This window comes from Actinokineospora enzanensis DSM 44649 (assembly GCF_000374445.1).
GTDB lineage: Bacteria > Actinomycetota > Actinomycetes > Mycobacteriales > Pseudonocardiaceae > Actinokineospora > Actinokineospora enzanensis.
This window is the reverse complement of record NZ_KB894418.1, coordinates 59546-84377: the sequence shown is the minus strand read 5'-3', so window position 1 is coordinate 84377 and position 24832 is coordinate 59546. Positions and strand designations below refer to the sequence as shown.

The 24832-nt window shown below is 70.8% G+C and carries 20 protein-coding genes; 14 read left to right on the top strand and 6 right to left on the bottom strand.

The window, feature by feature from the left end; translation table 11 throughout:
* Positions 1-10: 10 nt before the first annotated feature.
* The 5 genes from C503_RS0119420 to C503_RS0119400 all read right to left on the bottom strand — a co-directional run bounded on the left by C503_RS0119420 (position 11) and on the right by C503_RS0119400 (position 7491).
* Positions 11-928 carry a MurR/RpiR family transcriptional regulator gene (locus C503_RS0119420; protein ID WP_026316475.1) on the bottom strand — a complete coding sequence of 306 codons (918 nt, stop codon included), beginning with the start codon at positions 926-928 and terminating at the stop codon, positions 11-13.
* Positions 929-1095: 167 nt separating this feature from the next.
* Positions 1096-2829, bottom strand: coding sequence for a serine hydrolase domain-containing protein (locus C503_RS0119415; RefSeq protein WP_033400808.1), 1734 nt, complete (start codon positions 2827-2829; stop codon positions 1096-1098).
* A 16-nt stretch (positions 2830-2845) separates the two neighbouring features.
* The gene (locus tag C503_RS0119410) at positions 2846-4108 is read right to left on the bottom strand and encodes an exo-beta-N-acetylmuramidase NamZ family protein (protein WP_018683886.1); all 1263 of its coding nucleotides are present in this window, start codon (positions 4106-4108) and stop codon (positions 2846-2848) included.
* 4 nt (positions 4109-4112) lie between these two features.
* Positions 4113-5963: a glycoside hydrolase family 3 protein gene (locus C503_RS0119405; RefSeq protein ID WP_425393527.1), complete on the bottom strand. Its 1851-nt coding sequence runs from the start codon at positions 5961-5963 to the stop codon at positions 4113-4115.
* A 697-nt stretch (positions 5964-6660) separates the two neighbouring features.
* Positions 6661-7491, bottom strand: coding sequence for an HAD-IB family hydrolase (locus C503_RS0119400; RefSeq protein WP_051114877.1), 831 nt, complete (start codon positions 7489-7491; stop codon positions 6661-6663).
* Positions 7492-7909: 418 nt separating this feature from the next.
* On the opposite strand from C503_RS0119400, the gene ssd reads away from it, so the two are divergent.
* The 9 genes from ssd (at position 7910) to C503_RS0119355 (ending at position 14665) form a co-directional block, all read left to right on the top strand.
* A complete protein-coding gene (ssd, locus tag C503_RS0119395; protein WP_018683883.1) occupies positions 7910-8995 on the top strand; it encodes a septum site-determining protein Ssd in 1086 nt (361 codons plus the stop codon).
* A 44-nt stretch (positions 8996-9039) separates the two neighbouring features.
* Positions 9040-10194, top strand: a complete 1155-nt coding sequence (locus tag C503_RS0119390; RefSeq protein WP_018683882.1) for a TadA family conjugal transfer-associated ATPase — start codon at positions 9040-9042, stop codon at positions 10192-10194.
* On the top strand, positions 10191-10955 hold the full coding sequence (locus C503_RS0119385; RefSeq protein ID WP_156893335.1) for a type II secretion system F family protein: 765 nt from the start codon (positions 10191-10193) through the stop codon (positions 10953-10955). Before C503_RS0119390 ends, C503_RS0119385 begins: the two co-directional genes overlap by 4 nt.
* Positions 10956-11196: 241 nt before the next feature.
* Positions 11197-11748 (top strand): type II secretion system F family protein, encoded by a 552-nt coding sequence (locus C503_RS0119380; protein WP_245572527.1) that lies wholly within the window; start codon positions 11197-11199, stop codon positions 11746-11748.
* A gap of 32 nt (positions 11749-11780) precedes the next feature.
* A complete protein-coding gene (locus tag C503_RS44750; RefSeq protein WP_018683879.1) occupies positions 11781-11936 on the top strand; it encodes a DUF4244 domain-containing protein in 156 nt (51 codons plus the stop codon).
* A complete protein-coding gene (locus C503_RS0119370; RefSeq protein WP_018683878.1) occupies positions 11933-12265 on the top strand; it encodes a TadE family type IV pilus minor pilin in 333 nt (110 codons plus the stop codon). The genes C503_RS44750 and C503_RS0119370 overlap by 4 nt, the downstream gene beginning before the upstream one ends.
* Positions 12262-12633, top strand: a complete 372-nt coding sequence (locus C503_RS40015; protein ID WP_018683877.1) for an Rv3654c family TadE-like protein — start codon at positions 12262-12264, stop codon at positions 12631-12633. Before C503_RS0119370 ends, C503_RS40015 begins: the two co-directional genes overlap by 4 nt.
* A 321-nt stretch (positions 12634-12954) precedes the next feature.
* Positions 12955-13572: a bifunctional DNA primase/polymerase gene (locus C503_RS0119360; protein WP_026316473.1), complete on the top strand. Its 618-nt coding sequence runs from the start codon at positions 12955-12957 to the stop codon at positions 13570-13572.
* Between the two features lie 502 nt (positions 13573-14074).
* Complete coding sequence (locus C503_RS0119355) at positions 14075-14665, top strand: class I SAM-dependent methyltransferase (RefSeq protein ID WP_018683875.1); 591 nt, start codon at positions 14075-14077, stop codon at positions 14663-14665.
* Here C503_RS0119355 and C503_RS0119350 read toward each other — a convergent pair.
* Positions 14649-16973, bottom strand: a complete 2325-nt coding sequence (locus C503_RS0119350; protein ID WP_018683874.1) for a DEAD/DEAH box helicase — start codon at positions 16971-16973, stop codon at positions 14649-14651. The genes C503_RS0119355 and C503_RS0119350 overlap by 17 nt on opposite strands.
* Positions 16974-17227: 254 nt before the next feature.
* Here C503_RS0119350 and C503_RS0119345 point away from each other — a divergent pair, with 254 nt between their 5' ends.
* From C503_RS0119345 to topA, 5 genes are all read left to right on the top strand, one after another.
* Positions 17228-19528 (top strand): sodium-translocating pyrophosphatase, encoded by a 2301-nt coding sequence (locus C503_RS0119345; protein WP_018683873.1) that lies wholly within the window; start codon positions 17228-17230, stop codon positions 19526-19528.
* A gap of 180 nt (positions 19529-19708) precedes the next feature.
* A complete protein-coding gene (locus tag C503_RS0119340) occupies positions 19709-20374 on the top strand; it encodes a hypothetical protein (RefSeq protein ID WP_018683872.1) in 666 nt (221 codons plus the stop codon).
* 52 nt (positions 20375-20426) lie between these two features.
* Positions 20427-20924: a hypothetical protein gene (locus C503_RS0119335; protein WP_156893334.1), complete on the top strand. Its 498-nt coding sequence runs from the start codon at positions 20427-20429 to the stop codon at positions 20922-20924.
* A gap of 63 nt (positions 20925-20987) precedes the next feature.
* Positions 20988-21698 (top strand): hypothetical protein, encoded by a 711-nt coding sequence (locus C503_RS0119330; RefSeq protein ID WP_018683870.1) that lies wholly within the window; start codon positions 20988-20990, stop codon positions 21696-21698.
* A 140-nt stretch (positions 21699-21838) separates the two neighbouring features.
* Positions 21839-24628 carry a type I DNA topoisomerase gene (gene topA, locus C503_RS0119325; RefSeq protein WP_026316472.1) on the top strand — a complete coding sequence of 930 codons (2790 nt, stop codon included), beginning with the start codon at positions 21839-21841 and terminating at the stop codon, positions 24626-24628.
* The last annotated feature ends 204 nt before the right edge of the window (positions 24629-24832 follow it).

Here is a 24832-nt window from a genome sequence, read left to right as displayed (position 1 = left end):
GCACCCCGGATCATTTCCCGGTCTCCCGAGGCTTGCGCCTGCCGTCGTGGCGGGTCTCCAGCCGGTGGGTGCCGACCGCGTCCCTGGTCGAGTCCAGCGCCTTGATGGACTGGTCCAGGTGGCGCTGGGCGACGCCGATGAACAGGCAGTCGACGACGGTCAGTTGGGCGATGCGGCTGGCCGTCGCCCCGGACCGGAAGGTGGTCTCCCGGGCCGCGGTGGTCAGCACGTGGTCGGCCACCTCGGCGATCGGGGAGGTGGGGTAGTTCGTGAGCGCGACCGTGGTGGCGCCGTGCTCGCGCGCGGTGCGCAGCGCCTCGACCGTGTCGGCGGTGGCACCGGTGTGCGAGATCGCGACCGCGACATCGCCGGGGCCGAGCACCGCCGCCGAGGTCAGCATGATGTGCGTGTCGTTCCACGCGAAGCTGACCCGACCGATCCGGTGCAGCTTCTGTTGCAGGTCGGCGGCGACGAAGGCGCTGGCGCCAACGCCGTAGACGTCGACCCGGCCCGCGGTGGCCACCGCGTCGACGACCTTGGCCAGCACGTCGATGTCGAGCTGTTCGGAGGTCTCCTCGACGGCGCGCGCGTCGGCGAAGGTGACCTTGCCGACCACGGTTTTGAGGTCGTCCTCCGGCGCGATCTCCCCGCCGAGATCGCGGTCCGCTCGGGCGGCGCTGCGAGCCGTGTCGGCGGCAAGCGCGATCCGCAGCTCGGGGTAACCCCCGACGCCGATCGCCTTGCAGAACCGGGTCACGGTCGTCTCACTGGTACCGGCGGCCTCGGCGACCTCGGTGATGCTGCGCCGGGCCACCGTCGAGGGGCTGTCGAGCACGACCTTGGCGACCCGCTGCTCCGCACGGGCCAGGCCGGGCAGGAGCGAGCGAATGCGGACCAACGGACTTGACTCGCTGTGTTCTGCTGTCATTTGACTCGCACTCACGTGGGAAACTTACTAACAGTTAGGGGGTAGTACAAGGCGGTGCATGACATCCGGTGGCAACGCTACCCAAATGTGTCCGCGACCGTCGTCGCCCCTGGTGGGGGCTTGACCACCGCATCGCTGCCCGAACGCGGATTGTTAGCGTCTGATCGTCAACGACTTTCCGGACGCCACCCGAGCGGGCGCAACAAGTGGGGTTCTTTCTCACCGTTGAGCAGCACATGACTACCGTCGGTCACAACAATCCGGTCGATGATTACCCCCCGGCCGGTGTAGTGACTATCGGTGGTAAATCGCCAACGCAGGGTAATATCCCCGCCGACCGGCGCGGTCGCGTTGACAGTCCACCAACTACGGTGTCCGGAACCGGACAAACTGACCACCGGGCCCGTTGGCGCGCCCACCCCGCGCACCCGCGCCGTCACCGGCCGCCACGCCGTTCCGTCACCACTCGTCTCCACCACGAGCCCGTCGCCCGCGTCCGTGTCGACGAACGCCTGGAAGGAAATTCGCGGCGGACCGGACGCCCGCAGGGTCGGCGTCGTCAGCGTCGCGGTCGCGTTGTCGTCGAGCAGGCTCGACCAGTGCGTGCCCCCGCCAGGGGAACGGACGGCCAACGCACGGGCCAGGCCGGTCGCCACCGCCTGCCGGGCCGGGTTGATCGAGGCGCCGGAGCGGGTCGGGTGCACGCGGTTCGTCAACAGGATCGCGATCGAGCGGGAGGCCGGGTCGACCACGAGCGAGGTCCCGGTGAACCCCGTGTGTCCGGCTGTGCGCGGCCCGCTCAGCCCGCCCATGTACCAGCGCTGGTCGAGTTCGACGCCCAGACCGTGCGCGTCGTCCGGGAAGGCGGAGTTGTAGTTGGTCAACATCCGACGAACCGCGTCCTCGCGCAGGACGCGCGCCCCGCGGTAGGTACCGCCGTTGAGGATCATCTGCCCCAGCACCGCGAGGTCGTCCGCGGTGGAGAACACCCCGGCATGCCCCGAGACACCGCCGAGAGACCACGCGTTCTCGTCGTGCACCTGTCCGCGGACCATCCCGCGCGGGGGAGCCGTCTCGTACTCGGTGGCGGCGATCCGGCCCAGCTTGGCCGCGGGCGGGTTGTAACCGGTGTCCTTGAGCCCTAGCGGAGTGGTGATCCGGTCGGCGACGAACGCGTCCAACGGTCGGCCGCCGACCCGTTCGACCAACACGCCCAGGGTGATCAGGTTCAGATCGGAGTAGGTGTAGGTGGACCCCGGCGGGTTTGACGGCGCGTGGTCCATGACCGCCTTGATGCGGGAAGCCTTGTCCGGCCAGTCCCGCCACAGCGGCAGATCCGGTTCCAGACCGGAGGTGTGTGTCAACAACTGTTGGACAGTGATGCCCTGCTTCCCGTTGACGCCGAACTCCGGGAGGTAGGTCGCGACCCGTTCGTCCAGCCGGACCTTGCCGTCGTCGATCAGGCACAGCACCGCGATCGAGGTGAACAGCTTGCTCACCGAGGCCACGTCGAAGATCGTGTCCGCGCGCATCGCGACTCGCTGACTCGGGGGCAGTTCCGTGGTCGCGTCCGCGTAGCGCACGGCGTTGCCGACCGCGTGCCTGTCCACCACCACACCGTTGTGCACGAGTAGTGAGACAGCGCCGGGGAACAACGGCTGGGCACCTTCTGTCCACCGGTCGAGCGCGCCATCGGCTGTCTCTATCGGCGCCGGATCAAGACCGGCGGAGGCAGGCGTGCCAGTCCGTAGAACCGTGCCCGGCGCGGCGAAGTCGAGCATCGGCAGATCGAACCGCCCGCCCGGTCCCGGCCGAACCGCGGCGGTATCGGCGGTCGCGGTCATGGCGGTGAGCACGCCCATGGCCAACAGCACGACCCCGAGCCCCATTCTCCTGGCCATCGCCCCCACCTCATGCTCATGGATATCGCAGATACGGTCGTCGGCGCTCGCGGAACCGCGTCAGCTCCTCGGCCCAGCCACCCACGATCTCGTCGGTGTCCGCGCCCGCCGATACCTGTCGGCGCAGCCGGTCCGAGCCGAACAGTCGGTCCACGTGGTCGTCCGGCCGCCAGCCGAACACCGCCGGGTGCGTCCGCCGGAGCGCCACGATCATGGCGACGGCCGTCTCCACCGCGGCGAAGCGGCGCGCATCGGTCACGTGCACCTGGACGCCGCCGCACGCCTGGCCGGTGAACTTGTCGAAGGTCGGCTGGAAGTAGTGCTCGCGAAAGCGGACGCCCGGCAGCCCGAGGTCGTTGAGCGCCTCCGCCCAGTGCCAGTCGATCCCCGGCGCGCCGATGATCTCGAACGGGCGGGTGGTGCCGCGGCCCTCGGACAGCAGCGTGCCCTCGAACAGCCCCGTACCGGGGTAGACGAGCGCGGTGTCCGCGGTCGGCATGTTCGGGCTGGGCAGGATCCAGCCAAGGCCGGTATCGGCGAAGAACCGGTCCCGCCGCCAGCCCCGCGCGGGCACGACCGTGAGCTCGGCCAGGTGTTCGGCGGCAGGCTGCTCGGGCAGGAACTCGGCCTGGAACAAGGCGGCCAGCTCGCCCGTGGTCATGCCGTGCCGCAGGGCGATCGGCAGCCTGCCGACCGGGGAGGCGAACGCGGGGTCGAGCACCGGGCCGCTCGCCTCGCCGCCGATCGGGTTCGGCCGGTCCAGGACCAGGAAAGCCGCGTCGACCCGGGCGGCGGCGCGCATGGCGGTGTACATCGTCCAGATGTAGGTATAGAAGCGGGCGCCCACATCGGCGATGTCGAACACGACCAGGTCTATGCCCGCGTAAAGGAAGTGCTCCGCTAGTTCGTCCTCGGTCAGGGTGTACGCGTCGTAGACCTGGATGCCGGTGCGCGGGTCGGGGTGGTCGCCGGTGGAGCCGCCCGCCTGCGCGGTGCCGCGGAAGCCATGCTCCGGGCCGAAGATCGCTCGCGGTCGGACGCCTGCGGCCACCATCGAGTCGACGATGTGCGTGCCGTCGCGGAGCGTGGCGGTGTGGTTGGCCACGACGGCGACCTCGTGCCCCACCAGGGCCCGCCAGCCCGCCGCGGCGGCATCATCCGCTCCTGGGATGACCGGTTCATGGGGATGTGGTGGATCATCGGCGGCAGCGGGCGCGGCGGCGGCCGTGACCAGTGGCGCGGCCAGCGCGGACGCGGTCAGGAATCGCCTGCGGTCCACGGGACTACCAGGTGAGGCCGTGGCCGAACGGGAACCGGATGGTGTCGCCCGCCGGGATGTCCACCGGCAGCTTGCCGTGCGGGGAGATCTCGCCGAGCAGGACCTTGGTGAGCGACTCCAACGACACCGACCGGTATGAGTAGGTGGCTACCCAGGTGGGCGCGTCCACGAACCCCGCGTCGTAGGGCACCAACGTCGCCACGGCCACGACAGGCTTGCCTGTGCCGAGTAGTGCGGTGACCAAGTTCCGCTGGGCGGTGTTCGAGGCCAGGTTGTTGGTCAACACCACCACGACATCCGACTCACGCGCGGCCGCGACGGCTCGGGTGACAGTCGCGTCCGACGGTTTCGTCCCGGTCGGCACGGCCGTCGCCGACACGCCGCGTGACTGGACGCGGGCGGCCAGGTCCGTGGGGGAGGCGTCCGGCGTCCCGGTGTCGCCCACGCCGGTCACCAGCACCTTCGCCGGGGCGGGTCGGAGCGGCAGCGTGTCGCGGTCGTTGCGCAGCACGGTGATGGTCCGGTCGGTGAGCTGCTGGATCGTGGCCTGGTTCGCGGGCGTGCCTACCCGCTTCGGGACCGCGTTCACGTCCACCAATGGCCGGGTCAGGATGCCGCGCTTCCACTTCAGCGTGAGGATCCGCCGCACGCTCTCGTCGATGCGCTGCTCGGTGAGCCGTCCGGACCGCACGGCCGCGATCACCGAGTCCTCGGCGAGCCCCAGGTCGGGCGGCATCAACAGCTGGTCGGCGCCCGCCTCCAAGGCCCGCACCGGCACCTCGGCGTCGCCGAACATCTCCCGCACGCCCTGCATGTCCAGCGCGTCGGTGACGATCACGCCGCGGAACCCCAGCTCCTGGCGCAGCAGCCCGGTCAGGATCGGCTTGGACAGCGTGGCGGGCACCCCGGACGGGTCCAGGCTGGGGAACTGGATGTGCGCGGTCATCACCGAGTCGACCCCGGCGGCGATCGCGGCGCGGAACGGCGGCAGGTCGACCGCCCGCCACTCCACGGCCGACCGGTCGATCCGCGGTAGCCCGGTGTGGCTGTCGGTGGCCGCGTCCCCGTGCCCGGGGAAGTGCTTGGCGACCGCCGCGACCGTCTCGGTGGGCGGGCCGCCCTCCTGGTAGCCGTGCACCTCGGCGGCCACCAGCTCGCCGACCAGGTCGGGCCGGGCGCCGAAGGAGCGGGCGCCGATGATCGGGTTCAGCGGGTTGGAGTTCACGTCGGCGACCGGCGCGAAGTCCTGGTTGATCCCCATGGCGCGCAGCTCGTGGCCGTTGACCGTGCCCAGCGTGCGCGCGTCGTCGGCGCTGCGGCCTGCGCCGATCGCCATCGACCCCGGGTACTCGGTGGCGGGTGCCGGGATCCGGGTGACGTTGCCGCCCTCCTGGTCGATGCCGATCACCAGCGGGATCCGCGGCGCGGCCGACCCGGCGGCCCGCTGCAGGCCGTTGGAGAACGCGGCCAGCTGCGCCGGGTTGTCCACGTTGTCGGTGGTGCTGTTGTTGAAGTAGATGACACCGCCCACGTGGTAGCGCCGCACCACCTCGGCGGCGGTGTCCACGCCGAAGTGCTCGCGGTTCTCCTCGGTCGCCGCACCAGCCGACTTGCCCCACACGTTCGTGACGAACAGCTGGCCCACCTTCTGCTCCAGCGGCAGCGAGCCCACCAGCGCGTCGAGCCAGGCGTCGAGGGCCTTCACCGAGGTCCCCTGGGGTGTCGCGGGCACGTCCGGCCCCTCGTCGCCGGGGGCCGCCGCAGGCACCGTGACGGTGACCAGCGCGGCGGTGACGACCACCGCGCCACAGGCGGCGGCCACGGCGAGCGCGCGGAACGGGCGGTGCGGGGACACGGGTTCCTCCGTGGGCTCCGTGGGCCTGCGCGACTCCCGGCGGGAGAACGACACCAGGACGCGGGTCTCCTGGTGAAGTTACCACCGGGTTTGGGGCCGTCACCGGGAGAAGTTGTGTGGGAACCGTGCAGGCCATGAGCTGGGGACACAGTGCTGGGGACAGAGGGGGAGGACACAGGGGAGAGGACACAGTGTCGGGAACACGGTGGGGAGTGGACGGCCCGGGTGGACGGAAGTCGGGAAACGATTAGGCGGTCCCACTCGTGGAGCGGGACCGCCCAAACCGTCGGCGCGAATCACTCGGGCTACCAAGCGTGCAACTGAAGTCGTACCTACCTGGACTCGGCGTCCGGCGTCCCGGTACGCAGTCCCTTGACGACATGCCTCCCGCGGCGTGCTGCGCGTGGGTGCTCCGGTGTCCGCGCACGGAGCCCGTTCGGGGTGGATCCAGGCTTCTCTTCGCCCTGTCCCTGGCCGACTCGGGGTCCGCAACTTCTTTCTACCGAGTGGCGAAGGTCACTTCAAGGGCACTTTCGTGTGCACCGGTCAAGGCCGTGGAAGGCATCGACCGCGACCCGCTGTGAGCGTAGGCTGCGCTGCCCGCCCGGACGGATACCGGCGGTGACGGTCGGCGCGCAACCGCCCGGCGGGTGGCTCGGGGTTTCCTTGTGGCGCAGCGGGAATCCGCCACCGGGGGTCAGCGCCTGCGTCTGCGGTGCAGGCCGTACCAGGCGGCACCGGCCGTGGCCACCGCGCCGAGGCCGATCGCGGTCATCGCCACCGCGGTGCCGGACGGCGCGTGGAAGCGGGACCGCAGCGATACGGGCTTGGTGAAGGTCAGCACCGGCCACTCCCGTTCCGCCGCGAGCCTGCGCAGGCCGCGGTCGGGGTTGACCACCGACGGCCTGCCGACCGCCTCCAGCATCGGCAGATCCGTGCTGGAGTCGGAATAGGCGTGGCTGGCGGCCAGGTCGTAGCCGTGTCGGTCGGCCAGCTCGCGGATCGCCGCCGCCTTGTTCGGGCCGTAGCAGTAGAAGTCGATCTCCCCGGTGTACCGGCCGTCCACCGCGACCATGCGAGTGCCCACGCTGTGCGTGGCGCCGATCATCGCCGCGATCTGCGCGACGATCTCCTCGCCCGAGGCCGAGATCACCACCACGTCGTGCCCGTCCGCCTTGTGCGCGGCCACCAGCTCCGCCGCCTCCGCGTAGACCAACGGGTCCACGATGTCGTGCAGCGTCTCCTCCACGATCGCCCGCACCTGCTCCACGTCCCAGCCCGCGCACAGCGCGGTCAGGTGCGCGCGCATCCGCTCCACCTGGTCCGCGTCGGCGCCGGAGGAGGCGAACACGAACTGGGCGTAGGCGCTCTTCAGCACGCCCCGGCGGTTGATCAGGCCGCCCTGGAAGAACGGCCTGCTGAACGCCAGCGCGCTGGACTTGGCGATGACGGTCTTGTCCAGGTCGAAGAACGCGGCAACCCGCGCGGGCGCGGCGCGCTCGGCGGTCCGGTCGGGGGCACTCACCAGGTCAGCATAGGAGCGGGCACCCACGCGTTCGGCCACCCGGCGCAGCGACGTACGCGACACGAGCAGAACTCGGGCGGGTGTCTTCTGCCGTATGTGGCCATGGGAGGGTGGGAAGGGGATACAGTATGCCTACCTGGCCGAGAGCCAGGCCGGTTCAGTCCGACCCCCCGGGGCTGAACCCGTTGACGGCCCCCGCCCCTCCCCCCTGGCGGGGGTCGTCCCATTTCCGCGGCAGGGCTTCCCCCTCCAGCTTGCCCTACATCACCGACAGATTCGGCTCGCGACCCTCCGCGTAACGGCGAGTTATCCACAATCCGCTCAGTTGTCCACAGGTTGACCTGCGGTCTTTCGGCGCTTCCCAGTTTCACCAGATTCTGGTCACAGCCCATCCACACCGAAGGCCGAGGAGCTGAGCCCCATGTCCCGACCCCTGATCTGCCTGCGCGACGACACCCTGCTGGACGAGGTGCTGCGGTTGTCCGCCGCCGCCCCGGTCGAGCTGACCCGTGCCGTGGACGTGTCCGAGGTCCGCGCGCACTGGTCGTCGGCGCCGCTCGTGCTGCTCGACGCGCCGACCGCGGACGAGTGCGCGAGCGCCGCCTTTCCGCGGCGCGGCGGAGTTGTGCTGGTGTCGCACGGTCCGCCGCCGTCGGAGATCTGGGAACCCGCGCTGGCACTGGGTGCCGAGCGGGTGCTGTCCCTGCCCGCCGACGAGGAAGCCGTGTTGTCGGTGCTGGCCGACGCCTCGGAAGCACCCGCGGGGACGGCGGGCCGGGTGCTGGCGGTCGTCGGTGGTCGAGGTGGCGCGGGCGCGTCGGTGTTCGCTGTCGCGGTGGCATTGTCCGTGCTGGAAGGCGGGGGCAGCGCGCTCCTCATCGACTGCGACGCGCTCGGTGGCGGGCTCGATCTGGTGCTGGGCGCGGAGGAACACCCCGGCCTGCGGTGGCCGGACCTGCGCGCCACCGCGGGTCGGGTGCCGGTGTCGAGCCTGCACTCCGCGTTGCCCGGACGTACCAAGGGCACGTCCCGCCTGACCTTGCTTTCCGGTGCCAGGGAAGGGGACGGTCCGACGCCGGACGCGGTGGTCGCCGTGTTGGAGGCTGGTCGGCGCGGGGGCGAGACGGTCGTCTGCGACATCCCGCGTGGTCTTGATCCGGCCGCGCGCGCCGCATTGGAGCGGGCCGATCTCACTGTTGTCGTCATGCCCGCAGAACTGCGGGCCACCGCAGCCGCCAAACAAGTCGCGGGGCGTCTGGCCGGGTTGGGCATCCGCGCATCCCTGGTCGTGCGCGGTCCCTCGCCAGGACGGCTGCACGCGGAAGACATCGCGGCGGCCGTCGGACTGCCGCTGCTGACCACGTACCGCTGTGATTCCGGTCTGCCGCAAGCCCTGGAGCACGGCACGTTCCGCCTCGGCAGGCGGGCCGCCCTGGCGCGCGCCGCCCGAGCGACCCTGCGTGCGCTGGCCGAACCGGCCGACGCCCGGTCCCGGTTAGCGGCGTGATCACCCTGTCCGGCCCGGCATTCCGACCACCCTAGGAGACATCCATGTCCATTGATCTGGTGGAGCGCGTCCGCGAACGGCTCGCCCGCGGCTCGCGAGACACCCCGGCCATCACCGCCGCCGCGGTCGCGGGCGCCGTGCGCGCGGAGGCGGGCGGGCTCGTCGGCCATACCGACCTCCTCGACGCGCTGACCAGGCTGCGCCAGGAGTTCGTCGGCGCGGGCCCGCTCGATCCGCTGCTGCGCGATCCGACCACCACCGATGTCCTGGTCACCGCCCCGGACCAGGTGTGGGTCGACGGGGCGGCAGGCCTGCGGCGCACCGAGGTCCGCTTTCCCGACGAGGACGCGGTGCGGCGACTCGCTCAGCGCTTGGCCATGTCCGCCGGGCGCAGGCTCGATGACGCCCAACCCTATGTGGACGGCTGGCTGCGTTCCGGCGCGCACATCCGGCTGCACGCGGTGCTGCCACCGGTCGCCGAGCACACGTGCCTGTCGTTGCGGGTTCTGCGGCCTGCCGCGCACGGCCTGGCCGATCTGCGTGCGCTGGGCATGTTCGACGACGAGATCCACGAGGTGCTGTCCGCGATTGTCGCCGCCCGCTTGGCTTTCCTGATATCCGGCGGTACGGGCGCGGGGAAGACGACCTTGCTGGCTGCCTTGCTCGGTTGTGTACCGCACGAGGAGCGGATCGTGTGTGTGGAGGATGCGGGCGAACTGGAGCCGAGGCATCCTCAGTTCGTTCGGTTGATCGCGCGCCCGCCCAACATCGAGGGAGCGGGCGAGGTGAGCCTGCGTGATCTCGTCCGGCAGGGCCTGCGCATGCGCCCGGATCGGTTGGTGGTGGGGGAGATGCGCGGCGCCGAGGTCGTGGAGTTGCTCGCGTCCTTGAACACCGGGCACGACGGGGGCGCGGGCACGGTGCACGCCAACTCGCCCGCGGAGGTACCCGCTCGGTTGGAGGCGTTGGCAGCGCTGGGCGGGTTGTCCAGAGCGGCGTTGCACAGTCAGTTGGCCGCCGCGATTCACGTTGTGGTGCATGTTCGGCGGGTACCCAGGCGGGCGGTGAGCCAGATCGGTGTGCTCGCCAGGACGTCCGAGGGCGCCCGGGTCGATCCTGTGTGGACAGATGGGGTCTGGACGCCGCATCGAGGTGACCTGGTGTCGTTGTTGCGGAGTCGGGGGGTTGAGGTCCCATGATGACCCTGTTGCTGCTCGCCGGTGCCGTGGTGGTGTGGCCAGGCGGGCAGGCCGCGCGTCGGCTGCGCGGGTTGTGGCCTCGGGCGCGATGGGTGCCCCGGGTCTCGACTCCGCCGCCTGCGGTGTTGGTTGTTGTCGTGTCCGGCGTTGTCGGCTGGGTGCTGCTCGGTCCGGGCGGCGCGGTGGCGTTCGGCTTGGTCGGCGCTGTGGTGTGGCGTCGGCAGCAGAAGGCGCGGACGTTGCGCGAGAGCCTGGCCGCGCGGGACGGGCTGGCCGAGGCCGTGGCGGCGTTCGTTGCGGAGCTATCGGTCGGGACGCATCCGGTGGACGCGGCCGAGCGGGTCGCCGTCGATGCCGAACCCGATGCGGCTGCTGTCCTTCGTACGGCCGCGGCGACGACCCGGCTGGGTGGCGACACCGCGATGGCGACGGGTGGACCGCTGACGCACGCGTGGCGGCTCGCGGTTCGGCACGGGTTGCCGCTGGCCGACGTGCTGGCGTCAGTGAGCGGCGACCTGCGTCACCGTTCCCGTTTCACCCGCCAGGTACTCGCCCGCACGGCCGGGGCACGGTCCAGTGCCACCGCTTTGGCCGCGATGCCGGTGCCCGCTGTGCTGTTCGGGGAGTCCATGGGAGCCCGGCCCTGGCACACCCTCGCCCACACCGCCGCCGGGCAGGCACTGCTCATTGTCGGTTCCGCATTGATCTGCGCGGGCCTTGTTTGGACCGACCACCTCACTCATCAGGCGGTGACTCGGTGAACGGATTGATGCGGTGTCCGCTTGTGCCGGGTGGGCCCACATATGTAGACCGTCATGTCCTATTCGGCGGGGGTGTGCGGTGAGCGTGTCATTGATTCTGTTCGCGCTCGCCTTGCTCATTGGGACTTTCCATCCCTATGCGCCCAAGCGGTTGGCGCGAATGATGGGTCGACGGCCGATTCGGCAACGCCCGGTGACTTTGCCGGTCGCTGTTGGTCTCTCGGTGGCGACGTTCGCCGGGATGGTCATTGGCACATTCAGCGGGGTCGGCACGGGAATAGTGGTCGGGCTGGTGTTCGCGGGCGGGGCCTGGTTGGGCGCCGCCCGGGTGCTGCGGCCCAAGGGGCCGGTGGCCGATCCGTTCGTGGTCGCGGTGGCCTGGGATCTGCTGGCCGCATGCCTGCAGGCGGGGCTGCCGGTGCCCGATGCCATCCGGGCGGTGGTCGACGAGTTACCCGGGCGGCCGCGCGCGGTGTTGCGGGATGTGGCCGAGCAGCTCGCGCTCGGCGCTGACTCGGCGCGGGCCTGGCGGGGTGCGTTGACCTGTCCGGAGACCGCCGAGCTGGCCAGGGGCGCGCGGCGCAGTGCGCGTTCGGGGGCGGCGCTGGCCGGGGTGGCTCGGATCGCGGCGGCCGGTATCCGGGACCGGGCGGGGGAGGCGGCCGAGGCGCGGGCGCAGCGGGTCGCCGTGGTGGTCATCGGGCCGCTCGGGCTGTGTTTCCTGCCCGCGTTCCTGTGTCTGGGCGTGCTGCCGGTGGTCATCGGGATGGCCACCCGGGTGTTCCGATTCTGAAAAGTCCGAAATAGATGTGTTTGGGAGGAATCATGTTTTCCACTGAAGACCGGGGTTCGATCACCGTCGAGTTCGCGCTGTGCACGCTCGTCGCGGCCGCGATCGCCGGGGTGCTGCTGCTGATCGTCAAAGGTTCGGCGGTGCTGCACGCGCTCACCGAGCTGATCACCCGGGCGCTGTCCGGATGAGCGGCGAGCGCGGGTCGGTCACCGTGGAGGCGGCGGTGGCCCTCGGGGCCCTGGTCGTCGTGCTCGGGCTCGTGCTGGCGGGCGTGCGCGCGGTGACCGACCGGATCCGCTGTGTCGACGCGGCCAGAGAGGCCGCGCGGCTGGTCGCCAGGGGCGAGCCCGACCAGGCCCGGCGGGCGGCGGCGGCCATCGCGCCCGCAGGCGCGGACGTCACCGTCCACATCGACGGCGACCGGATCTCGGTATCGGTCAGTGTCATCGGCACTGTCCTGCCGGTCCGGATCGACGGGGACGCCTATGCCGTGGCCGAACCCGGGGGAATGCCGTGACCGGCCGGGCGGACGGCGGGTTCGCGACGGTGTGGGTGGCGGCGGTGAGCGCAGTGCTGATGTCGATCTTTCTCCTGGTGTTGACGTTGGGTGCGGCGACCGTGGCCCGGCACCGGGCGGAGGCGGCCGCCGATCTCGCCGCCCTCGCGGCCGCGGCGCATGCAGTGTCGGGCCCCGAGGCGGCGTGTGCGCGGGCCCGGTGGGTGGTCGAGCGGATGGGCGCCCGATTGGACGCGTGCGGCCTGGACGGTTGGGTGGCCGCGGTCGCGGTGACCGTTCGTCCGGGCCTGCCGACCGCCGGTGCGGCATCGGCGCGCGCCCGCGCCGGACCGGCCGCGGACGGTTCAACGGTCGGCTCCATACGGTGAACGGCATCACACGGACACCGTCGGGGTAGTCGCCGAATTCCCGCAGTACGCCGGAATTTGACCCGTTTCCGCAGGTGATCGCTACTGTGAAGGAGGTGTGATGGGGTGCAGGCCGGTGCTCGGGTCAGCCCGATGGGGTGAGCAGCCCGGCGGCGGTGACCGGTTCGCCTAGTTTGGTCGCCCGGATCGGATGACTGGTCATTTACCTCGTCAGACCGACCAGTTGTCGACAACGAGTTTCGCCCGGGGCACCCGGTGCCGTTGAGTGAGGTGTAGAGCGCCGAGCCCGACGCTCGGACCGGCGAGGAGGCAGTGCCCGAGATGTTGGAAACCGAAAGGTCGGAGAGCTGGCGGCGGGCGTTCCGCGTCGAGCTGCGGGCAGAGGCGATCGGCCTGGCGTTCCGCGGCTGGCCGGTGCTGCCGGGCACGTACCCGGTGGCAGGCCACTGGGCGGGTCGGGAGGGTGTCGAGGACACCGGCCCCGTTCCCGTGCACTCCGACTGGCAGGAGCGGGTGGGCACCCGCGCCGAGCAGGTGGCGACCTGGTGGACCGGCCGCCCGTACAGCCTGCTGCTGGCCACCGGCGCCGGATACGACGCCCTGGAGGTCGGCGACGACCTGGGCAGGCGCGCCGCCCGCGCGCTCCGCTCCGTGGGCATGCCGGTGCCGATCATCGCCACCCCCGACAGCCGCTGGTTCTTCCTGACCCGCTCCGGCACCCAGCTGGACGCGGACTTGGCGGCCGCCGACATCACCCACCACGCCGACGGCAGTTGGATCGCCCTGCCACCCAGCCCCGCCGAACACGGGGTGGTCCACTGGCGCGTCAAGCCCGAGGTGTGCGGCTGGCAGATCCCCACCTCGCGGATCGTCCAGGACGCCCTCTTGGACGCGGTACACGAGTCCGCCGCCACGCGTTCCCTCGCCATCGCGGGCTGATTGACAACTCAACATCGACCACAGTGGTCGGTCGCGCCGCCTCCGCCCGGCGGCAGCGACCACCACACCGCCCACCCCACGGTGGCGGCTCGACCTCCCGCCCGAGGAAGCCGCCGACTGGGTGGGCAGCCAGCCGAGTGACGCTGGAGGCCTGTGTCTCCCGCGCCAGTCACGGACAGGGACAGCGGCACCAGCCGCAGTCGACGTAACCCCGCCCCGGGATGACCGCCCTGCATGGCACCGACCGCCTCCCGGTGCCACCCGCCGCAGGTGTCGAGGTATTCCCCGTCGACTGTCCCGCGCACACACCCGTGACTCAGCGCGGTAAGCAGACCAGGCCGCGAAACTCGGCGGCACGCAGCGCGCCGGGCCGCGCGATGGTCCTCGACCATCGCCCCCGGCGCGCTGCTGCATGTCCAGGGTTGTCCAGTTCTTGCGTCGCCCTCAATACAGCAGGGTCTCCGTACCCGGACTTGTCGGTGGTGGGTGTCAGGGTGAGGGCATGGACGAGGCCGCCAGTCGCGAGCTGTGGGATGCCGCCGCCGCCACCTTCGACCAAGCACCCGACCACGGCCTACGCGACCCCACCGTCCGCAAAGCCTGGTCCACCCTCCTCCTCCCCTTGATCCCCACCCGCTCCAACGTCATCGACCTGGGCTGCGGCACCGGCTCCCTCGCCCTCCTCCTGGCCGAAGCAGGCCACCAAGTCCACGCCCTGGACCAGTCCCCCAGGATGCTCGACCAAGCCCGTCACAAAGCCGACCACCTCCAGATCCACTTCGCCGAAGGCGACGCCACCAGCCCCCCATTCGGAGACAATTTCTTCGATATAGTCCTATCCCGCCACGTCCTCTGGGCAATGCCGGACCCACCCGCCACCCTCGCCCGCTGGCTGAAACTCCTCCGTCCCACGGGAACCCTCATCCTCATCGAAGGCCACTGGTCCACCGGCGCGGGAATCCCAGCCACCGAATGCCTAGCCCATGTCCACAGGCACCGCAGCAAGGCAGAACTCCGCCCACTGACGGACCCCGAACTCTGGGGCGGCCCGATCACCGACGAGCGCTACCTGATCATCAGTCCAGCGCGCTGAGCACGGCCGTCAACACCGCGACCGCACCGTCCTTGTTCAACGGCTCATTCCCGTTGCCGCACTTGGGCGACTGCACGCACGAGGGACAACCCGCCGGACACTCACACGAGGCGATAGCTCGCCGGGTCGCCCGCAGCCACGGAACAAGAGCGGCGTGGCCACGATCCGCGAACCCAGCCCCACCGGGATGACCATCGTGCACAAACACGGTCGGATGCCCGGTATCCGGATGCAGAGCGGTGGAAACCCCGCCGATGTCCCACCGATCGCACGTAGCGAACAGAGGCAACAAGCCGATGGCAGCGTGTTCAGCCGCGTGCAACGCACCCGGCACCGCACCAGGTTTGATACCAGCACGGGTAAGCACATCCGCACCGACCGTGTACCAAACAGCGCGGGTCTGGAGAGTCTGCTCCGGTAGTTCCAACGGAATCTGGTCCATGACCTCTCCCGACGGCAACCGCCGGAGGTACGCCACGACTTGAGAGGTCACTGCCACCTCGCCCAAGCACACAGTGACCGTGCCACCACCCGGGGCAGTGTGGGCTCTCTGCGAGAGGGTCGACAGCACGGTGATGTCGACGACCTCGCGTGGCGTAGTAGTCCAGTCCGGGGTTTCGGCGTGCACCAAGGCCAGGCCCGAGTCGAGGTCGAGTTCGTCGACGACATACGAGTTGCCCTGGTGCAGATACAGCGCCCCCTCGTGCACCGTCGAGCACGCCCGGCCTGCGTCGACTGTGCCCAGCATGCGGCCGGAGTCGGCTTCGACCAGCGCTATCTGTTCGCCGCCGGAGCCTCGGATGTCTACCGAACTGTGTGGGCGCTCGTGTTCCGTCCAGTACCAGCCGTTGGGGCGTTTGCGGAGGGTGCCGTTCGCGACAAGGTCATCCAGTACGGCGCGCGCGCCGTCGCCGAAGGCGGCTAAGCACTTCTCGGTAAGGGGTAGCTCTGCGGCGGCGCAAGCAAGCTGGGGAGCCAGCACATAAGGGTTGCCCGGGTCGGTGACGGTTGCCTCGATCGGCTTGTCCAGGATCGCCGACGGGTTGTGCACCAGGTATGTGTCCAGCGGGTCGTCCCTGGCCACGAACACCACCAGCGAACCATCACCCGCGCGTCCGGCGCGTCCGGCCTGTTGCCAGAACGAGGCCAGCGTGCCCGGGAAACCCGCGACGACGACCGCGTCCAGACCGGCTATGTCGACGCCCAGTTCCAGGGCGCTGGTGCTGGCGACGCCCAGTAGGTCGCCGGTGGACAGGGCGTGTTCGAGGGCTCGGCGTTCCTCCGGGAGGAAGCCCGAGCGGTAGGCGGCGACCCGGGGGGACAGCGCCGGGTCGACCTCGTCCAGGATGCGGCGGGCGCCCAGGGCGGTCAGCTCGGCGCCGATGCGGGAGCGGACGAACGCCAGCGAGCGGGCGCCCTCGATCACCAGGTCGGCCAGGATGCGCGCGGTCTCCGCGCCCGCCGAGCGGCGGACCGGGGCGCCGTTCTCGCCCGACAGCTCGGTCAGCGGGGGTTCCCACAGGGCGACCGTGCGGGCCCCGCGCGGAGACGTGTCCTCGGTGACCGCTTCGCAGTCCACACCGGACAGTCGGGTGGCGGAGGCCGCCGGGTCGGAGACCGTGGCCGAGGCGAGGATGAACACCGGGTCGCTGCCGTACCGCTGGGCGACTCGGCGGAGCCTGCGTAGCAGCAGCGCCACATGCGAGCCGAACACGCCCCGGTACGAGTGGCATTCGTCCACGACCACGTAGCGGAGGCGGCGGAAGAACGTGGTCCAGCGGCCGTGCGCGGGCAGGATCCCTCGGTGGAGCATGTCCGGGTTGGTGAACACCCACCGGCTGTGTGCGCGGACCCAGTCGCGTTCGGCCATCGGGGTGTCGCCGTCGTAGCTCGACGCGCGGAGGTCCGGGAGGTCGAGTTCGCGCAGGGACCGGAGCTGGTCGGCGCCGAGTGCTTTGGTGGGCGAGAGATATAGAGCGGTTGCGCGCGGGTCGGTGGCGAGCGTGGTGGCGACGGGCAGTTGGTAGGCCAGGGATTTGCCGGACGCGGTGCCGGTCGCGATCACCACGCTGCGGCCGGCGTACGCGTGCTCGGCCGCCGCCACCTGGTGCCGCCAAGGGAGCGGGACGCCGCAGCGGGCGAACGCGGCACGGGTGGACTCGGGAGTCCAGTCCGGCCACGGTGCGGCGCGCGCGGTCCGTTCCGGCAGGGACGCCACATGCGTCACCGGGTTCTCGCCGCTGGGCACCCCCGCCAGCACGCGGCCGAGCAGGGCGGCGCCACGGTCGGTCGCCGCGTCGACACTCACCCGTAGAGGTTCGCACACCCGGCGGTGATCGCCAGCATCCCACAAAATGATCATGAGAGATCGGTCACAGTCCGCCCGCGTAACGTCACCCAACGTGCACGGTATGGGACGGCTCGCGTATGTGATCCGCTTTACCAATAGACTCCGCCGACATCCCACCGATTGTGGTGGCGCACACGCGAAAACAGAGTCGGCGGAGGCCTTGTGGTAATGGCGGAAGTCGGCGCTGTACAGGCAGATCATCAGGAGGACGGATGTCCGGGCAGTTCCTCGCGGAGGGCCTGACGCTCACCGGCGGTGACCGCGGCGTGGTCGCCGTGGTCGCCGTGATCGCCCTCGCCGCTCTTGCCGTCGGCTTTGTGCTGCTCAAGGAGGTTCTGGCCGCCGGTCAGGGCACCGCGAAGATGCAGGACATCGCCAAGGCGGTACAAGAGGGCGCCGCGGCGTATCTGAAGCGGCAGCGAAACACACTTCTCATCTTCGGGACAGCCGTGTTCCTGCTGCTGTTCCTGCTCCCCGCGGAAAGTACCGGCGAACTGATCGGCCGGTCGCTGTTCTTCCTGGTGGGCGCGGTCTTCTCGTTCACCATCGGCTACCTGGGCATGTGGTTGTCCACCCAGGCCAACCTGCGGGTGGCCGCGGCCTCCACCGAGGACGGCGCGCGGGAGAAGGCGACCCGTATCGCCTTCCGCACCGGCGGCGTGGTCGGCATGGCCACCGTCGGCCTGGGACTCTTCGGCGCCGCCATCGTGGTGCTCGCCTACGCGGGCACCGCGCCCAAGGTGCTGGAGGGCTTCGGCTTCGGCGCCGCGCTGATCGCGATGTTCATGCGGGTCGGCGGCGGCATCTTCACCAAGGCCGCGGACGTCGGCGCCGACCTGGTCGGCAAGGTCGAGCAGAACATCCCCGAGGACGACCCGCGCAACGCCGCCACCATCGCGGACAACGTGGGCGACAACGTCGGCGACTGCGCGGGCATGGCCGCCGACCTGTTCGAGTCCTACGCGGTCACCCTGGTCGCCGCGCTGATCCTGGGCAGTACCGCGTTCGGCGCGTCCGGACTGCTCTTCCCGCTGATCGTCCCCGCGCTCGGCGTGATCACCGCGATGCTCGGCGTCTACATCACCAAGGTGCGTCCGGGGGAGAGCGGCCTGGCCGCGATCAACCGCTCGTTCTACATCTCCGCGCTCGTCTCGGCCGTGCTGTGCACCGCGGCGGCGTTCATCTTCCTGCCCGGCTCGTTCTCCGAGCTGACCGGCAGCACGCAGACCAACGTGGCGGGCAGCCCGGCGGTGATCGCGGCCGTCGCGGTGATCATCGGCATCGTGCTCGCGGGCGTCATCCTCTGGCTCACCGGCTACTACACCGGCACCGAGCACAAGCCGGTCAAGGAGGTCGGCAAGACCTCGCTGACCGGTGCGGCCACGGTGATCCTCTCCGGCATCTCGGTGGGTTTCGAGTCCGCCGTGTACACCGCCGTCGTCATCGGCGCGGCTGTCTACGGCGCGTTCCTGCTGTCCGGTTCGGTCGTGGTGGCGCTGTTCGCCATCGCGCTCGCGGGCTGCGGCCTGCTCACCACGGTCGGCGTGATCGTGGCCATGGACACCTTCGGCCCGGTCTCCGACAACGCCCAGGGCATCGCCGAGATGTCCGGTGACGTGCACGGTGAGGGCGCGCAGATCCTGACCGAGCTGGACGCGGTGGGCAACACCACCAAGGCCATCACCAAGGGCATCGCCATCGCCACCGCGGTGCTTGCCGCGACCGCGCTGTTCGGGTCCTACCAGGACGCCATCGGCAAGGCGCTGGCCAAGATCGGCGGTGTCACCGGGGACTCGCTGAGCACCGCGTTCTCCTTCGTCGTGTTCAGCCCCAACGTGTTGGTGGGCGTGGTGATCGGCGCGGCCGTGGTGTTCATGTTCTCCGGTCTCGCGGTCAACGCGGTGACCCGCGCGGCAGGTGCGATCGTGTTCGAGGTGCGCCGCCAGTTCCGCGAGATCCCCGGGATCATGGAGGGCACCGGCAAGCCGGAGTACGGCCGGGTGGTCGACATCTGCACCCGTGACTCGCTGCGCGAGCTGGCCACCCCCGGTCTGCTGGCGGTGCTCGCCCCGATCGCGGTCGGCTTCGGCCTCGGTGTCGGCCCGCTGGCCGGGTACCTGGGCGGCGCGATCGCGACCGGCACGCTGATGGCGGTGTTCCTGGCCAACTCCGGTGGCGCGTGGGACAACGCGAAGAAGCTGGTGGAGGACGGCAACCACGGCGGCAAGGGCTCGGACGCGCACGCGGCCACGGTCATCGGCGACACCGTCGGCGACCCGTTCAAGGACACGGCAGGCCCGGCGATCAACCCGCTGATCAAGGTGATGAACCTGGTGTCGGTGCTGATCGCGCCCGCGATCGTGACGCTGTCGGTCGGCGAGAGCGCCTCCGCGGGCCTGCGGGTGACCATCTCGCTGGCCGCCGTGGTGCTGATCGTCGCCGCGATCGTGGTGTCCAAGCGGCGCGGTACCGCGATCGCGGAGACCCCGGCCGAGGCGACCGCCAAGGTCTGACCCGACTGGGAATTTCGTCGATCTGAAGCGATTCACGGTGGTCGACCTGCGATCACCTCGATGGGGCCGGTTCGCCAACAGGCGGGCCGGCCCCATCCGCTCTGCGTGGGAATGTCCGAACGTGCGAGCATCACCCCACGCCGGGAGGGTCCCCGGATCGTCAATTCGAGGAGAACAGACATGGCGCGTCGACTCGTCGCGGTCCCCGCGACGGCCGCTGCCCTCATCATCGGACTCGCGGGTTGCGGGGGAAGCGACTCGAAGGCTGGTGGCACCACCGGCTCGACGCCTCCGCCCGCCGCGACCACCACCGCGGCGCCCGCGACCACCACCGCCGATGGCGGCGCCGGGGCCAGTGACGGCGCCACCGCGTGGGCGGAGAAGGTCTGCTCCACCGTGGCCCCCGAGGTCGCCAAGCTGGCGGCCAAGCCGAACATCGACCCGAGCAACCCGGCCGTGGCCAAGCAGGGCCTGGTGGACTACTTCGGCACCATGGCCACCGCGATGGACAAGATGATCACCGGTATCAAGGACGCAGGCGCGCCGCCGGTGCCGGACGGCGCCAAGCTGGCCGAGCAGACCACGCAGGGCCTGCAGAAGTTCAAGACCGCCTCGGAGAACGCCAAGGCCGCGATGGCGAAGGCCTCGGTCACCGACCCGGCGGCGTTCCAGCAGGTCTTCACCCAGATCGCCGAGGAGATGCAGAACGCCGAGATGGAGGACCCGACCTCCGTGCTGCGCGGCGACACCGAGCTGGACAAGGCGTTCAAGGCGGCGCCCACCTGCAAGATGCTCGACGACGCAGGCAACGCCTCCGGTGGCGCGCAGGCCACGCCGACCCCCTGAGCCGGTTCTGATCATCAGGCGTAAACGGTTCGCGACCGTCGCGGCGGGCCTCGTGCTCGTCGCGGCGTGCGCGCCCGGTCCCGCGCCGGAGCCCGATCCGGCCACCAAGCAGGCCTGGGCCGACCGGTGGTGCTCGGCGGTCGCCGACGCCGAGGCGGCGCTAGGCACCGTGCCGCCTGCGGCGGACCTCGCCGAACCGGCGGCCGTGCGCGGGCAGCTGACCACCTACCTGGCAGGGCTGGCCGAGCGGCTCACCCGGTCGGTCACGGCCCTGGCGGGGCTCGGTGCCGCGCCGATCGCGGGTGGTGACCGGGTCACCCAGGTCGCCCTGGAGTCGCTGCGCGGCGCGCATGACCAGGTCGCGGCCGCGCAGGCCACACTCACCAGCGGCGATTCGCCCGATCTGGTGGCCGAGGCACTCGCCAAGGTGGTGCCGGTGGTCGCCGACTTCGACCCGGCCGCACCGCTCGCGGGCGTGCCGGGCTCGGATTTCACCCGATGGGCGGAACGTGCGGCGAATTGTGCGCGATTGCCCGCGCTCGGTCACTGAACCGATCCCGTAGGGTTCCCGCGCGCTTTACGCTGATCGAACTGCTGTTCTATTCTGGCCGCCGTGGCGCAGCAGATGTCGTTCTTCTCCGCCGAGGCGTGCCGCCCCCGGGTCGCCGACCTCGCGGGGCTGCTGTGCGGGCCCGGCCGCACCGCCGTGTTCGCCCGCGCCACCGCCCGGCTGACCGTCCCCGTCGCCGACCCGTGGCGGGCGAACGCGCTGGTCCGGGCCTGTGCCGAGCGCGGGGTACGAGCCGATGTCGTGCTCACCCCGGTGTCCGCCCCTGAACCGGTTGCCGAGCAGGCGCCGGAGCCAGACGAAGATCCGTCCGACGCTGTCGAGGACATCGCAGAGGAGCCGGAACAAGATCGGGAAGTGCCGCCGCCCAGCCCGCTGCTGCGCACCGCGTTCCGGGCCGACCTGGCCCCGCTCGCCGCCGCCTGGGGTGACGACCCGGTCAAGTCCGTTCCGGTCGGATTCGTGCCGGACGGCGCCGTCCTGCGGATGTGGGTCCTCGCCGCGGGCCACTGGCTGGACGGCACCTATCTATTGCCCCTCGACCCGGCCGCCCCGCACACCCACGAGCCGCTGGCCGAGTCCCTCGCCCGATCGGGTTTACCTGCGGTTATCCACTCGACCCGACGCTGCGCGCCCGCGCTGCGGCTGACCGGCAGGCGTAGGCTCGCCCGGCTGCGTGAGTTGGTCGGCCCGCCTGCCGGACCCGGCTGTGACGACCAGTGGCCCGCGGTTTCCCGGATGCGCGCCGTGTCCTGAGCGTGCTACAGCTGAAAAAGGGGCATACTTCGTCGGCCGATCCGCCGGGCTGGGCAACCTGGGATAGGGCTTTCCCGGCGTGGCGTGCACACTGACAGGCTGACGCGGGACGGACACGGGGTTAGAAGAGAGCGGGACACGTGGCAGGCTCGACTGAGACGAAGAGAAACGGCGACGGCACCGGCGGTGCCCAGCCACGTCGGCTCGTGATCGTCGAGTCGCCCGCCAAGGCACGCAAGATCGCCTCCTACCTGGGCCGCAACTTCGTCGTGGAGTCGTCCAAGGGGCACATCCGGGACCTGCCGCGCAAGGCGGCGGAGGTGCCGGAGAAGTTCAAGGGCGAGGCCTGGTCCAACCTCGGGGTCAACGTCGACAACGGCTTCGAGCCGATCTACATCGTCACCCCGGACAAGAAGTCCACGGTCACCGAGCTGCGCGGCCTGCTCAAGGACGTCGACGAGCTCTACCTGGCCACGGACGGCGACCGCGAGGGCGAGGCCATCGCCTGGCACCTGCTGGAGGCGCTCAAGCCCAAGGTGCCGGTGCGCCGGATGGTCTTCCACGAGATCACCGAGCCCGCCATCCGGGCCGCCGCGGAGAACACCCGCGACCTCGACCGCGACCTGGTCGACGCGCAGGAGACCCGGCGCATCCTGGACCGGCTGTACGGCTACGAGGTCAGCCCGGTGCTGTGGAAGAAGGTCATGCCACGGCTGTCGGCGGGCCGGGTGCAGTCCGTGGCCACCCGGATCGTGGTGCAGCGGGAGCGCGAGCGGATGGCGTTCGTGCCCGCGGACTACTGGGACATCTCCGCGACCATGGACGCAGGCGCGTCCGCCGAGCCGCCCACCTTCGGGTCCCGGCTGCTGTCGGTGGCGGGCACCCGGCTGGCCACCGGCCGCGACTTCGGCTCCAACGGCAGGCTCAAGCCCGGCGCCGACGTGCTGCTGCTGGAGGAGGCCGAGGCCCGGCGGCTCACCGAGGCGCTGCGCGGCGCCGCGCTGACGGTGTCCAGCGTCGAGGAGAAGCCGTACACGCGGAAGCCGTACGCGCCGTTCATGACCTCGACGCTGCAGCAGGAGGCGGGCCGCAAGCTGCGCTTCGGCTCCGACCGCACGATGCGCACCGCCCAGCGGCTGTACGAGAACGGCTACATCACTTATATGCGTACCGACAGCACCACGCTGTCGGAGACGGCCATCCAGGCCGCCCGCTCGCAGGCCGCGGACCTGTACGGCAAGGAGTTCGTGCACCCGACCCCGCGCCAGTACACCCGCAAGGTCAAGAACGCCCAGGAGGCACACGAGGCCATCCGACCCGCGGGTGAGGTGTTCCGCACCCCGGGCCAGGTCGCGGGCGAGCTGGAGACCGACGAGTTCCGCCTGTACGAGCTGATCTGGCAGCGCACCATCGCCTCCCAGATGGCCGACGTGCGCGGCACCACGATGACCGTGCGGATCTCCGGCAACGCGGCCAGCGGCGAGGAGTGCGTGTTCTCCTCCTCCGGCCGCACCATCACCTTCCCCGGCTTCCTGCGCGCCTACGTCGAGGCCGTCGACTCCGAGGCCGGTGGCGAGGCCGACGACGCCGAGCGCCGCCTGCCGATCCTGACCAAGGGCCAGCCGGTCACCGCCACCGAGCTGACCGCAGACGGGCACACCACCAGCCCGCCGCCGCGCTACACCGAGCCGAGCCTGGTCAAGGCGCTGGAGGAGCTGGGCATCGGCCGCCCGTCCACCTACGCCTCGATCATCAACACCATCCAGGACCGCGGCTACGTGTGGAAGAAGGGCGCCGCGCTGGTCCCGTCCTGGATCGCGTTCTCCGTGGTCGGCCTGCTGGAGCAGCACTTCGAGCGGCTGGTCGACTACGACTTCACCGCCGCCATGGAGGAGGAGCTCGACGGTATCGCCGCGGGCACCCAGCAGCGCACCGACTGGCTGTCCGGGTTCTACTTCGGCGGCCCGGTCGGCCCGGAGGGCTCGGTCGGCCGCTCCGGCGGGCTGAAGAAGCTGGTCGGCACCGGCGTCGAGCACATCGACGCCAAGGTGGTGAACTCCATCGAGGTGTTCCCCGACCTGGAGGGCCGCCCGATCGTGGTCCGCGTCGGCCGCTACGGGCCGTACCTGGAGCGCGAGGTCGACGGCGTGGCGCAGCGCGCCAACCTGCCCGAGGAGCTGCCGCCGGACGAGCTGACCAGGGACATCGCGGAGAAGCTGTTCGCCACCCCGGCGGAGGGCCGCTCGCTGGGCACCGACCCGGTCACCGGGCACGAGATCGTGGCCAAGGAGGGCCGGTTCGGGCCGTACGTGACCGAGGTGCTGCCGGAGGTCGTGGAGACCGCCCCGGCAGGCGGGATCAAGAAGACCTCCCGGGCCAAGACGGCCAAGGCCAAGCCGCGCACCGGCTCGCTGCTCAAGTCGATGTCACTGGAGACGGTGACCCTGGACGACGCGCTGAGGCTGCTGTCGCTGCCGCGGGTGGTGGGCAACGACCCGGCCAGCGGCGAGGAGATCACCGCGCAGAACGGCCGCTACGGCCCGTACCTCAAGCGCGGCACGGACTCCCGCTCGCTGGAGACCGAGGACCAGATGTTCACCGTCACCCTGGAGGAGGCGCTGAAGATCTACGCCGAGCCCAAGAAGCGGGGCAGGCAGTCGGCCGCGGCCGCGCCGCCGCTGCGCGAGATGGGCACGGACCCGGTGTCCGGCAAGCCGATGGTGATCAAGGACGGCCGGTTCGGGCCGTATGTCACCGACGGCGAGTTCAACGCGTCGCTGCGCAAGGCGGACAGCGTCGAGTCGATCACCGACGAGCGCGCGGCCGAGCTGCTGGCGGAGAAGCGGGCCAAGGGGCCGACCACCAAGCGGGCGCCTGCCCGGCGCAAGGCGCCCGCGGCGAAGAAGACCCCCGCCAAGTCCAAGTCCTGAGGGCTCGGCGGTACCCGGTGTGACGACAGCCGTCGTCCCCTTGGCTCGTCCAGGGGGCGGCGGCTGTCGCAATTCACTCGTTTTGTCGCATCGGACGGCCGTCGGTTGCCTAGTGTGAGCATGGCGGTGCGTGCCGTGCGCCACCCGGATGAGCTGGCAGCCGCCGTCCCCCGGTTACCCTGGGGCGCGGCGACGACCACGTGG